This window comes from Pseudomonas sp. CGJS7 (genome assembly GCF_036961695.1).
The window spans coordinates 1-12359 of sequence record NZ_JBAMDI010000043.1 but is presented as its reverse complement, the minus strand read 5'-3'; the positions used below and the strand labels follow the sequence as shown (position 1 = coordinate 12359).

The 12359-nt window shown below is 61.6% G+C and carries 13 protein-coding genes; 6 read left to right on the top strand and 7 right to left on the bottom strand.

The genetic code is table 11. From position 1 onward, the window contains the following. Positions 1-3: 3 nt before the first annotated feature. Together V7787_RS24225 and V7787_RS24220 are read right to left on the bottom strand one after the other, a co-directional pair. On the bottom strand, positions 4-450 hold the full coding sequence (locus V7787_RS24225; protein WP_003253286.1) for a GNAT family N-acetyltransferase: 447 nt from the start codon (positions 448-450) through the stop codon (positions 4-6). Positions 451-461: 11 nt separating this feature from the next. Further along, positions 462-1091 (bottom strand): FMN-binding negative transcriptional regulator, encoded by a 630-nt coding sequence (locus V7787_RS24220; RefSeq protein WP_010955832.1) that lies wholly within the window; start codon positions 1089-1091, stop codon positions 462-464. Between the two features lie 89 nt (positions 1092-1180). Between V7787_RS24220 and pdxR the strand changes: the two genes are divergently transcribed. Further along, positions 1181-2710 carry a MocR-like pyridoxine biosynthesis transcription factor PdxR gene (gene pdxR, locus V7787_RS24215; protein ID WP_064491874.1) on the top strand — a complete coding sequence of 510 codons (1530 nt, stop codon included), beginning with the start codon at positions 1181-1183 and terminating at the stop codon, positions 2708-2710. Between the two features lie 32 nt (positions 2711-2742). Here the strand turns inward: pdxR and V7787_RS24210 are convergent, their stop codons facing one another. The 4 genes from V7787_RS24210 to aspA form a co-directional block, all read right to left on the bottom strand. Beyond that, a complete protein-coding gene (locus V7787_RS24210) occupies positions 2743-3846 on the bottom strand; it encodes a polyamine ABC transporter substrate-binding protein (protein ID WP_010955830.1) in 1104 nt (367 codons plus the stop codon). Next, positions 3846-4889, bottom strand: coding sequence for a histone deacetylase family protein (locus tag V7787_RS24205; protein ID WP_064491875.1), 1044 nt, complete (start codon positions 4887-4889; stop codon positions 3846-3848). Before V7787_RS24205 ends, V7787_RS24210 begins: the two co-directional genes overlap by 1 nt. A gap of 295 nt (positions 4890-5184) precedes the next feature. Then, complete coding sequence (locus V7787_RS24200) at positions 5185-6177, bottom strand: AraC family transcriptional regulator (protein ID WP_020191297.1); 993 nt, start codon at positions 6175-6177, stop codon at positions 5185-5187. A 229-nt stretch (positions 6178-6406) separates the two neighbouring features. After that, positions 6407-7831 carry an aspartate ammonia-lyase gene (aspA, locus tag V7787_RS24195; RefSeq protein WP_029380744.1) on the bottom strand — a complete coding sequence of 475 codons (1425 nt, stop codon included), beginning with the start codon at positions 7829-7831 and terminating at the stop codon, positions 6407-6409. A gap of 182 nt (positions 7832-8013) precedes the next feature. Between aspA and V7787_RS24190 the strand changes: the two genes are divergently transcribed. Next, the gene (locus V7787_RS24190) at positions 8014-8931 is read left to right on the top strand and encodes a LysR substrate-binding domain-containing protein (protein ID WP_003253299.1); all 918 of its coding nucleotides are present in this window, start codon (positions 8014-8016) and stop codon (positions 8929-8931) included. Here the strand turns inward: V7787_RS24190 and V7787_RS24185 are convergent. Beyond that, on the bottom strand, positions 8923-9549 hold the full coding sequence (locus V7787_RS24185; protein WP_003253301.1) for a zinc-dependent metalloprotease family protein: 627 nt from the start codon (positions 9547-9549) through the stop codon (positions 8923-8925). The genes V7787_RS24190 and V7787_RS24185 overlap by 9 nt on opposite strands. Positions 9550-9819: 270 nt before the next feature. On the opposite strand from V7787_RS24185, the gene purE reads away from it, so the two are divergent. The 4 genes from purE (at position 9820) to V7787_RS24165 (ending at position 12340) form a co-directional block, all read left to right on the top strand. Then, the gene (gene purE, locus V7787_RS24180) at positions 9820-10311 is read left to right on the top strand and encodes a 5-(carboxyamino)imidazole ribonucleotide mutase (RefSeq protein ID WP_003253304.1); all 492 of its coding nucleotides are present in this window, start codon (positions 9820-9822) and stop codon (positions 10309-10311) included. A 10-nt stretch (positions 10312-10321) separates the two neighbouring features. Then, positions 10322-11404 (top strand): 5-(carboxyamino)imidazole ribonucleotide synthase, encoded by a 1083-nt coding sequence (locus V7787_RS24175; RefSeq protein ID WP_010955825.1) that lies wholly within the window; start codon positions 10322-10324, stop codon positions 11402-11404. A gap of 108 nt (positions 11405-11512) precedes the next feature. After that, on the top strand, positions 11513-11758 hold the full coding sequence (locus V7787_RS24170; RefSeq protein ID WP_003253308.1) for a GlsB/YeaQ/YmgE family stress response membrane protein: 246 nt from the start codon (positions 11513-11515) through the stop codon (positions 11756-11758). A 48-nt stretch (positions 11759-11806) separates the two neighbouring features. Next, on the top strand, positions 11807-12340 hold the full coding sequence (locus V7787_RS24165; protein ID WP_162497233.1) for a DUF3299 domain-containing protein: 534 nt from the start codon (positions 11807-11809) through the stop codon (positions 12338-12340). Positions 12341-12359: the final 19 nt, after the last annotated feature.

Below are 12359 nucleotides of genomic sequence, written 5' to 3'. Positions count from 1 at the left end.
GGCCTACAAGCCTTTGCGGAATTGGATGAAGCCCGAGCGCTCGGCAACCTGCTGGTACAGGCTGATGGCGGTGGCGTTGGTTTCGTGGGTCAGCCAGTGCACCTTGATGCAGTTGTCGGCCTTGGCAGTGGTGTAGACGTGCTCGATCAACTGTCGACCAATGCCCAGGCCACGTTGCGTGCTGTCCACATACAGGTCCTGCAGGTAGCAGGAATTCTCGATACTCCAGTTGGAACGATGGTAGATGAAGTTGACCATCCCCACCGCCTTGCCGTCGACCCAGGCCAGTGCCGAATGGGTTGGCTCGCTGGGGTCGAGCAGGCGTTGCCAGGTGCTCAGGCTGACGGCATCGGCCAACTCGGTCTCGTAGAAGTGCAGGTAGGCCTGCCACAGGGCGTGCCAGGCTGCGTGATCTTGGGCCGTGACAGGGCGCAGGGTAAGGTTGGGCATGGGCTATTCCTTCAGAGTTGGCGCATGTGCGCCGCGAGTTGATTGTCCAGTTGATCGGGGCTGGCGCTCAGGCCTTCGCGCACACCAGCGATGTCTTGCCCGGAGCGGTTCTGGCTGAGCTTGCGCGCACCTTGCAGGCGCGCGATGGGCAGGCGGATGCCGACGATGGCGCGGAGCATGCCCTCGATGTAGTCGGCAGGGGCGTCGGTGACTTTCCATGGTTCGCTGCGACCCTGTTCGTGGCGGTCGGTCAGGCGGCTTACGATAGCCAGTAGCGGCTCGGCCTCATGGATAACTTCGGCCGGGCCATAAGCGTGCACCGCCAGGTAGTTCCAGGTTGGCACCACCTTGGGGTTTTCGGCCTTGCTTGGGTAATAGCCGGGGCTGACATAGGCATCGGCGCCGGGGAATACCAGCAGTGCTTCGCCGCCGTGCTGCAGGTCTTGCCATTGGCGGTTGGCCCGGGCCAGGTGGGCATACACGGTGCCGAAATCGCCCTCGGCGGTATCGACCAGCACCGGCAGGTGCGTGGCCAGAAGGCCCTGTTCGCCCTGGCTGACCAGAACGGCCAGGCGGGTGTCTAGCATGTGCTGGTGCAAGCGGGTGAGGTCGTGTTCCTGGTGCGGCTTACTGTTGTACATGGCGGGATCCTTGTCGAATGGTTCCATCCTAGGCAGGCTATTGGTTCTGGGTAAGATCCATTAATGCCTGTTTTCATAGGTCCAATATCATGCGCGAGTCGCCCCTCATACTGCCTTTCGACCCTGCCGGGATCGCCCTGGATCGCAGCCGCGGGCTTAGCCAGCAGCTATATCAGGCGTTGCGAGCGCGGGTACTGGATGGGCGCCTGAGCAGTGGTACTCGTCTGCCGGCTACGCGCGACCTGGCTGCCATGTTGGCTCTTTCACGCAACAGCGTGGTGCGCGCGTACGATCAACTGTATGCCGAGGGCTTCATCGAAAGCAGGGTCGGTGATGGCACCTACGTTAGCCGGCTGCCAAAACTGTCCACACAAGTATCCACAGGGTTATCCCTGGGCTTATCAACAGGTTTATCCACATTTCGTGAAGAAAATACTGAGGATTTATCCAGCGGGAGGCTTATCAGCGCGCCTCTGCAGCGCCTGAAAAACAACCATTTGCCACCGCCCAGAAGCGGTGCGCCGCGTGCTTTTCGCGTTGGTATTCCAGCATTCGACCTGTTCCCGTTTGACGTCTGGGCCAAGCTACAGGCGGGTTTCTGGCGCAACCCATCGCCTGCACAACTGGGCTATGGTGACCCCGCTGGCGAGCCGGCTTTGCGCGATCTGATAGCGGCCTATCTACGCCGCTCGCGGGGGCTGAGCTGTACGGCTGAACAAATTGTGATCACAAGCGGTGCGCAGCAGGCCATCAGCCTTTGTGCACAGCTGCTGCTGCAACCGGGCGACGGTGTGGCTGTGGAAAACCCAGGCTATCGGGCGGCCGCTCATGCCTTCACGCTCGCGGGCGGCCGGGTGTGTGGCGTGCCTGTGGATGAAGACGGGCTGGACTGCGGCCGGCTGGAACAGTTGACCGATTGCCGACTGACCTATGTCACGCCTGCACACCAATACCCGACAGGGGTGACCATGAGCCTTGCACGTCGCCTGGCATTGCTTGCCTGGGCTGAACGCAGTGACGGCTGGATCATCGAGGACGACTACGACGGCGAATATCGCTACAGCGGTGCGCCGCTGGCCCCGCTGGCAGCGCTCGACCGGCACGGGCGGGTGCTGTATGTCGGCACCTTCGGCAAGATCGCCTTCCCGGCGTTGCGTCTAGGCTACCTGGTGCTTCCGTCGAAACTGGTGCAGGCCTTCAGCCAGGGCAGAGCTATAGCGGTGCGGCATTCGGAGGTCAGCAGCCAGTGCGTGATGGCCGAGTTCATGGCCCGTGGACATTTTCAGCGGCATATCCGCCGTATGCGCAAGGCGGCATTGAAGCGGCGCGATGTGCTCAAGGCCGGTTGGCCTGTGGATATTCCGGGGTTGGGTGCAATGCCGGAAGTGGCGGCTGGGCTGCATGTGAAGGTCGATGTGGATAACTTTGCTCGGGAGCAGGAGTTGGTGGCCAAGGCTGAGGCGGTGGGAGTGGAAGTGACGCCACTGAGCAATTTCTGGTTGGCGGACTGCGAGGTGCCTGTGGATAAGCGGGCGGGTCTGGTGCTGGGCTTCGCGGCGGTGCCGGAGGGCGAGATAGCCGAAGCCTTGATGAAATTACGCAAAGTCTGGAGAAAATGAAGGGGGGCTGCAAAGCAGCCCCCGGTTCAACATCACGTACCGGACTTTATCCGCGTCCAGGCGCGGGTCCTGGCCCGTTCGGCATTTCGCGTCAAAGGCTTGAGGGTATACAGCTTGGCCATCGCCTCTGCCGTCGGATACAGGTTGGGGTTGTTGCGAATCGTCGGATTCACCTTGTCGGTCGCATCCTTGTTCGGGTTCGGATACCCCACGAAGTCGCTGATCGGCGCAATCACCTCTGGCCGCAGCAGGTAATTGATGAACGTATGCGCATCCTCCGGGTTCGCAGCGCCCTTTGGAATCGCCAGCATGTCGAACCAGATCGGTGCGCCTTCCTTGGGCAGGCGCATGTCCACCACCACGCCGTTGTTCGCCTCACGGGCGCGGTTGGCTGCCTGCGAGAAGCTGCCGCTGTAGCCCACTGCCACACAGATGTCGCCATTGGCGATGTCTGCCATGTACTTCGAGGAGTGGAAGTAGGTGATATGCGGACGAATCTTCAGCATCAGTTCCTCGGCCTTCTTGTAGTCCGCCGGTTTGTCGCTGTTCGGCGGCAAGCCCAGGTACTGCAGCGCCAGCGGTAGAATCTCCGACGGCGAGTCGAGCAGGGCCACGCCGCACTGCTTGAGCTTGGCGATGTTCTCTTCCTTGAAGATCAGGTCCCAGCTGTCCACCGGCGCGTTGTCGCCGAGTGCAGCCTTGACCTTGGCCGGGTTGAAGCCGATCAGCACGGTGCCGTACATATACGGCACGGCAAACTTGTTGCCCGGGTCGTTAGCTTCGATCAGCTTCATCAGTGCCGGGTCCAGGTGTTGCCAGTTCGGCAGCTTGCTGCGATCCAGCGGCTGGAACACCCCTGCTTCGATCTGCTTGGCGAGGAACACGTTGGACGGTACTACCACGTCATAGCCGGAGTTGCCGGTCAGCAGCTTGGCTTCCAGCGCCTCGTTGGTGTCGAAGATGTCGTACACCAGCTTCACGCCGCTGTCCTTCTGGAAGGCAGTCAAGGTCTGCGGGGTGATGTAATCGAACCAGTTATATACACGCAGGGTGCGCTGCTCGGCTTGCGCATGCAGGGCGCCTGCGAACAGGGTGGCAGCGATGAATGGGGCGAGCAGACGTTTGAGTCGGACCATTATCGGGCTCCTGACTGGGCGCGCTGGAAGCCTTCCAGCACATTGACCGCGTTGATGCCGATTTCTTCCACAGCGTAGCCGCCTTCCATCACGAACAGGGTCGGCTTGCCGAGTTGGCCGATGCGCTTGCCCATTTCCAGGTAGTCCGGGCTGTCCAGCTTGAACTGCGAGATGGGGTCATCCTTGAAGGTGTCCACACCCAGGGAGATGACCAGCACGTCGGCGTCATAGCTGGCGATGCGCTTGCAGGCATCCTCCAGGGCTGCGCTCCAGGCGGCCCAGTCGCTACCGGCGGGCAAGGGGTAGTTGATGTTGTAGCCCTGGCCTGCGCCTTCGCCGGTTTCATCGGCATAGCCGAGGAAGAACGGGAATTCGTCCTGCGGGTCGCCGTGGATCGAGGCGAAGAGCACGTCGTCGCGGTTGTAGAAGATGTCCTGCGTACCGTTGCCGTGGTGGTAGTCGACGTCAAGGATGGCGACCTTGCGTCGACCTTGGTCGAGGAAGGCCTGGGCGGCGATGGCGGCATTATTCAGATAGCAGTAGCCGCCCATCACTTCGCCGGCAGCGTGGTGCCCTGGCGGACGGCACAGGGCGAACGCGGCATGGGCGCCTTGCTGAATCGCTGCCTGGGCGGTCAGGGCAACTTGCGCAGCACTGTAGGCCGCCTGCCAGGTACCCGCGGTGATGGGGGCGCCGGCATCGAAACTGTAGTAACCCAGTTCGCCATGCAGGCCGGTCGGCTTGACCTGGCGCAGTGTGCGGGCCGGCCAGGTGAAGGGCAGCAGGTCACCCTCGTGGCCCAGTGCAGCCCAGCGGGCCCAGGCGCCTTCGAAGAAATCCAGGTAATCGGCGCTGTGAATGCGCAGCAACGGCGCACGGCCGAAGTCGGTCGGGCCCTGGATGTCGCCAAGGTTGCGTTTTTTCACCTGGTCGAGCACATGGTCGGCGCGCGAAGGCATTTCGAAACAGGGCATCAGCTTGCCATCGATCAGCTCGCAGCGGCCGTGGTGCAGGCGGTGGTCATCGGAATAGATCGTCAGCATTGTTGTTCTCCGGTGGGACTGGCGTGGGTCCATTGTCATGGGCTGATCAGCAGGGGAGAACGACGCAAACGGCCAAAAGGGGATCGATATGGCCAAGGTCTTTGGCCGGATGGGTGGTGACCTATCCGGCCTTTTCGCGGGTAAGGCAGCGGCGGCAACCGTGAACGGCCTTTGGGCATTGGCAGGCAGGCCCGGCCCTTTCGCGGGTGAACCCGCTCCTACAATGGCCACCAGGGCGTCAGGGGTCGTGACACCCCTATAGGAGCGGGTTTACCCGCGAAGAGGCCAGAACAGGTCAACCACGAAAATGGCTGGGCGCCACGCCACTCCAGCGCTGGAAGGCATGCCGAAAACTGGCCGTCTCACTGAACCCCAAAGTCTCCGCAATCCGGTAGATCGGCATCTGTTCATCGGCCAGCAACTGCTTGGCCCGCTCGAACCTCAGCTCGTCCAGCAGCTGTTGATAACTGCTGCCCAGCGCCTGCAAATGCCGGCGCAGGGTGCGCGAAGAGCAGTTCATCTGCCGCGCAAGCCCTTCCAGCCCGGGCGCTGCGTCCAGTTGCTGCGCCAGCAGCTGGCGAATCCGTCCCAGCCATGCCTGGCGACCGGTGAATTCAAGGTTCAGGCGCCGGCAGCGCTCGCTCATGGCTTTGTGAGTAATCGGGTCGGCCAGCGGCAGCGGCATATCCAGCCATCGCCGTTCGAAGGCAAAGGCATTGTCCTCGGCGGCGAAACCGATCGGGCATTGAAACGCTCCGGCATAGAGCGCGTGGTAACCAGGGCGAGGGTGTTCGAAGCGTGCGCCAAGCAGCGGCAACGGGCGGCCAAGCAGGTCGTCACAGATGACTTTCAGCGACACCAGGCAGAACTCGGCGTTGAAAGCGCTCAGCGCCGGGCTGTCCTGGTAATCGCTGGCGCTGAACCAGACACGTTGGCCGTCGTCGAGCAAGCGCAGCTTGAAGACTGTTCCCAGCAGTGCCGGATACTGCAGCGCCAGGCGTAGGGCGTCACCCAAAGTGGCACTGGAGAGCAGCGCGTAACCGAGCATGCCGTAGCACGACACGCGCATGCGCTGGCCTAGTTCCAGGCCAATGTCCTCGCGCCGGGCCACAGCATTGGCGCAAACCTGCAGCTCCTGCTGGGTGGTGATGCGCGCATCGGCATGCCCCAGGTCTGCCGGGCCAATGCCGCTGCCGGCCAGCAACGCCGACGCCTCGCAACCGTCTGCCTGGAAGACGTTGAGGATCAGCGAAACTGCGTTGAGGGTGGTCAGGTGGCTGTGCAGCATGCTGGGTAATCCCGTTGGACTGGGACGCATTATGGAGCAAGTTGTGTGCCGATATCCGAGGCTGCAGGCAAACCACATACCCTGCCGGCGCGCCGGGTGTCGCAAAGGCCTGCAAAGCGCCCTCTAAAACCTTCAGGCAAAAAAAAGGCCCGAAGCAAGCGCTCGGGCCTTGGAAAGGTTGAGAGGTGTCTAGTCCCTCGACCTGGTGAGACTGTTTACAGCGGCCTGATTACGCCTTCAGCGGAACCAGACGTGGAGCGATCATGTTTTCCGGACGCAGGATGTCGTCGAGCATCGCGTCGTCCAGCAGCTTCTCTTCGCGCACGAGTTCCAGTACGCCGCGGCCGCTTTCCAGGGCAACGCGGGCGATACGGGTGGCGTTCTCGTAGCCGATGTACGGGTTCAGTGCGGTAACCAGGCCGATCGAGTGCTCGACCAGTTCACGGCAGCGCTGTTCGTTGGCGGTGATGCCGACGATGCAGTGCTCGCGCAGCATATCCATGGCGCGTTGCAGCAGGCGGATCGAGTCGAAGATCTTGTAGGCGATCAGCGGCTCCATTACGTTCAGCTGCAGCTGGCCACCTTCGGCGGCGACGGTCAGGGCCAGGTCGTTGCCCATGATGGCAAAGGCCACTTGGTTCACAGCTTCTGGAATAACCGGGTTGACCTTGCCTGGCATGATCGAGCTGCCTGGCTGACGCGCTGGCAGGTTGATCTCGTTGATGCCGGTGCGCGGGCCGCTGGACAGCAGGCGCAGGTCGTTGCAGATCTTCGACAGCTTGACCGCGGTGCGCTTGAGCATGCCGGAGAACAGCACGAAGGCGCCCATGTCGGAGGTGGCTTCGATCAGGTCGGCAGCCGGTACCAGCGGGTGGCCGCTGATGGTGGCCAGGCGCTGTACGGCCAAGGCCTGGTAGCCAGGGTCGGCGTTGATGCCAGTACCGATGGCGGTACCGCCCAGGTTGATTTCGGTCAGCAGTTCCGGAGCCAGCGAGCGCAGGCGCTGCAGGTCTTCAGTCATGGTGGTGGCGAAGGCGCGGAATTCCTGGCCCAGGGTCATCGGTACGGCGTCCTGCAGCTGGGTACGGCCCATCTTCAGTACGTGGTCGAATTCTTTACCCTTGGCAGCGAAGGCCTGGATCAGGCTATCAAGGCTGGCCAGCAGCGCGTCGTGACCCAGCAACAGGCCCAGGCGGATTGCGGTCGGGTAGGCGTCGTTGGTCGACTGCGCCATGTTCACGTCGTTGTTAGGGTGCAGGTACTGGTACTCACCCTTCTGGTGGCCCATGGCCTCCAGCGCAACGTTGGCAATGACTTCGTTGGCGTTCATGTTGGTAGAAGTACCAGCACCGCCCTGGATCATGTCTACCACGAACTGGTCGTGGAAATCGCCTTTGATCAGGCGGGCGCAGGCTGCGGAAATGGCAGCGTGCTTGGCATCGCTCAGGTGACCCAGCTCACGGTTGGCGTCGGCAGCGGCCTGCTTGACCATGGCCAGGGCCACGACCAGCTTCGGGTAGTGCGACAGCGGAACACCGGAGAGGTGGAAGTTGTTGGCAGCGCGCAGGGTCTGGATGCCGTAGTAGGCATCTGCAGGAACTTCAAGGGTACCCAACAAGTCTTTTTCGACGCGGAACGATGCAGCAGAGGACATGATGTATATCATCTCGATTTTGACCCGGCACATGCCGGAATGGCGCCAATCCTAGGCCTGAAGGTGTTTTTGCGGCCAATGCTATTGCACGCTAACCTATGCACAAACGGCATAGTGTTTCATGTGACGCCAATTGATATTCGAGCGTGTTCCATTTTGGTGCGCGCCGGGAGATGTGCTTCGTGAACCTTGAAAGCAAATGGCTGGAAGACTTCAGTGCTCTGGCCGCTACCCGCAGTTTTTCCCAGGCCGCAGAGCGGCGTTTCGTGACCCAACCGGCCTTCAGCCGGCGCATTCGCAGCCTTGAGGCGGCGTTAGGCCTGCAACTGGTGAACCGCTCTCGCACACCCATCGAGCTGACCGAGGCAGGTCAGCTATTTCTCGTCACAGCGCGTACTGTTGTCGACCAGTTGAGCGAAATTCTCCGCCATTTGCATCACTTGGAAGGCGGGCAGGGCGAAGTGGTGCAGGTAGCTGCGGCACACTCCTTGGCGTCGGGTTTCTTCCCCCGTTGGGTGGCCCAGCTGCGCAACGACGGTTTGAACATCGCCACCCGCCTGGTTGCGACTAACGTCGGAGATGCTGTGCATGCACTGCGCGAAGGCGGCTGCGACCTGATGCTGGCGTTCTATGACCCGGACGCGGCCTTGCAGATGGATGCCGAGATCTTCCCGTCGCTGCACATGGGCACCACTGAAATGCTGCCGGTGTGCGCCGTGGATGCCGATGGCAAGCCGTTGTTCGACCTGGAGGGCGAGGGCAGTGTGCCGTTGCTAGCCTACACCGCCGGCGCATTCCTCGGCCGCTCGGTCAACTTGCTGTTGCGCCAGCGCAACCTGCGTTATACCACCGTCTACGAAACCGCCATGGCCGACAGCCTCAAGAGCATGGCCCTGGAGGGCATGGGCATCGCTTGGGTGCCGCGCCTGTCGATGCGTGGCGAGCTCGAACGCGGTGAACTGGCGATCTGCGGCGGTAGCCAATGGCATGTGCCGCTGGAAATCCGCCTGTACCGCTGTGCTTTGGTGCGTAAGGCTAACGTACGCTTGCTATGGCGCAAGCTGGAGTCGTCTGGCGCACAAGGTGAAGCGTCAATTTGAGTTGTATGTCAGGTAATCAGTGATATTTGCACGATTCCTGTCGCTGTAGCGGTAGCAGTTGGATCGTGCCGGTACACGGGGGTGCGTGTACGTTTCGCACACCCAGCCATTGAACTTCAGTTCGGCGTCTTCATGCGTGGCGCCTAGCAGATGGCCAATTTCATGAGCGGCAGCACCGTATGCGGCCACAGAGGCAATGGCCGTTTTCTGCTTGAAATAGGCCAAGCCGGCGTTGTAGTTCAGGCCGCTATGATCGTAGCTGTTGCGAGTGAGCAGGAGATGTTTGTCCATGAGTGAGTAGAGCCGGTGTCGCTGTTGTGCATACACCTGCTGGCTGAAAGCTTCCAGGAGCTTTTCGGACGGCATTCCTGCATAAGCAATATCGGTTATGTGTTTTACATTGCGTTGAAATATCACTTCGATGGGATGTTGGCTGAAACGGCGCATTTCGTTCAGCCAATGCTGGAAGAAGTCTTCGTTCAATTGCCCGTCGTGCATATCGGCCAGGTCGTCGTGCACATAGACGGTGACGGTGAGCGAGTGGGCCGCCGAAGCACTTGGCAATTGCAAGCTGAGTACCAGGCCAAACGAAAGTGCGAAAAAGCATGGAGTTTTCATGTAGACGTACCAAAGTGCGCGAGTTAAGGGCTGCGAGCGTGCAGCACTCGTCGACCCCGAGGCAGCAGGAAAAAGTTGTCCCACGAGACAGCTTGCCCTTTGATCCGGCATGTGCTTGTAGGGGTGGGCGGCCAGCCTTTAAATACGTTACAATCCCGCGCCTTCGGCCGACCTGGTCGATTCAGAATCCGTATGACAAGCCACGCCGGCCCACCTGCGTGGCTTGTTGCTTTTAGCGCGCCAGAAGGCGCTTGCAGGAGAGGCTCGACGATGAGTGCACTGGTTGGCGTGATCATGGGCTCCAAGTCCGATTGGTCCACCCTTAGCCACACCGCCGATATGCTGGAAAAACTCGGCATTCCCTACGAAGTGAAGGTGGTTTCCGCCCACCGCACCCCGGATCTGCTGTTCCAGTATGCCGAGGAGGCTGAGGGCCGTGGCATCGAGGTGATCATCGCCGGTGCCGGTGGCGCAGCCCACCTGCCAGGCATGTGCGCCGCCAAGACCCACCTGCCGGTGCTGGGCGTGCCGGTGCAGTCGTCGATGCTGTCGGGCGTCGATTCGCTGCTGTCGATCGTGCAGATGCCTGCCGGTGTACCGGTTGCCACCCTGGCCATCGGCCGTGCCGGTGCGGTCAACGCTGCCCTGTTGTCGGCCAGCATTCTGGGCGCCAAGTACCCGCAGTACCACGCGGCGTTGAAGCAGTTCCGCACGGAACAGACCGACACTGTGCTGGACAACCCAGACCCGCGCCAGGCTTGAGGCTCAACCCATGAAGATCGGTGTAATCGGTGGCGGCCAGCTGGGCCGCATGCTGGCCCTGGCGGGTACCCCGCTGGGCATGAACTTCGCCTTCCTCGACCCGGCACCGGACGCCTGCGCTGCGCCCCTGGGCGAGCACCTGCGTGCCGACTACGGCGATCAGGACCACCTGCGTCAGCTGGCCGACGAAGTCGACCTGGTCACCTTCGAGTTCGAAAGCGTCCCGGCCGAGACCGTGGCCTTCCTCTCGCAGTTCGTGCCGGTATATCCCAGCGCCGAATCGCTGCGCATCGCCCGTGACCGCCTGTTCGAAAAGAGCATGTTCCGCGACCTGGGCATCCCCACCCCGGCCTTCGCCGACATCCTCTCGCAGGCCGATCTGGACGCCGCAGTGGCAAGCATCGGCCTGCCGGCCGTGCTGAAAACCCGTACCCTGGGTTACGACGGCAAGGGCCAGAAGGTGCTGCGCACGCCAGAAGACGTGGTGGGTACCTTCGCCGAGCTGGGCAGCGTGCCATGCCTGCTGGAAGGCTTCGTGCCGTTCACTGGCGAAGTGTCGCTGGTGGCTGTGCGTGGCCGCGATGGCGAAACCCGCTTCTACCCGCTGGTGCACAACACCCACGAGAGCGGCATCCTGCGCTTGTCGGTGGCCAGCCAGGCACACCCGCTGCAGGCTCTGGCCGAAGATTACGTCGGCCGCGTGTTGCAGAAGCTGGATTACGTTGGCGTGATGGCCTTCGAGTTCTTCGAAGTTGATGGTGGCTTGAAGGCCAACGAAATCGCCCCGCGCGTGCACAACTCCGGGCACTGGACCATCGAAGGCGCCGAGTGCAGCCAGTTCGAGAACCATCTGCGTGCCGTGGCCGGCCTGCCACTTGGCTCGACCGCCAAGGTGGGCGAGAGCGCGATGCTCAACTTCATCGGTGAAGTGCCGGCCGTGGACAAGGTTGTCGCCATCGGGGACTGCCACCTGCACCACTACGGCAAGGCCTTCAAGGTTGGCCGCAAGGTAGGACACGCCACCCTGCGCTGCCCTGACATGGCCACCCTCGAGCGCAAGATTGCCGAAGTAGAGGCGCTGATCAGCAACTGATCGGGCTTCGAATCGAACTTCTGCAAGCGGCATGCCCTCTGAATGTGGCAACAAGCCGAAGCCCGTCTAGGCTTTGGCTTGTTCCAACTTCACTGCAGAGGGATTGCCATGGGTATCATTGGAACCATCTTCATCGGCCTCATCGTCGGCCTGCTGGCCCGCTTCATCAAGCCGGGCGATGACAGCATGGGCTGGATCATGACCATCCTGCTGGGTATTGCCGGCTCCTTGTTGGCTACCTATGGCGGTCAGGCGCTGGGTATATACCAGGCTGGGCAAGCGGCGGGCTTCCTTGGCGCGCTGGTCGGTGCCGTGGTGCTGCTGGTGATCTACGGATTCATCAAGAAACGCTGATTACTGGTTAGAATGCTCGGCAATTCATTCGAGTTGCCGAGCATTTTCATGCGTGCCTTTTTCCTCGTCCCCTTGCTGTTGGCCAGTACCCTGGCCCATGCCGAACTGCCCGAAACCGACTGGCTGGAGCTGATGCCCAAGTCGGACCAGAAGGCGCTGGAACAAATGCCTGAAATCGACCACAACTCGCCGGAAGCCATGGGCACCTTTACCGCCAAGGGTGGCCTCAAGCAGAGCAAGGGCCTGCCTGCGGTGATGTACTCGACCAAGACCGTTGCGGCCATGAATGGCAAGGACATCCGCCTGGGTGGCTACCCTGTGCCGCTGGAGAGTGACGCCAAGGGCAACAGCACGTTGTTCTTCCTGGTGCCGTACCCGGGTGCGTGCATCCATGTGCCGCCACCGCCGCCGAACCAGTTGGTACTGGTGCGCTACCCGAAAGGCCTGAAGATCGATGACATCTACACACCGCTGTGGGTCAGCGGCAAGCTGAAGGTGGAGAAGGTCAGCAATGACCTGGCCGATGCGGCCTATGCGCTGGATGCAAACAAGGTGAGGGTGGTGGAAGACGCAGACCTTTGATAATTGCCCCGGCCTCTTC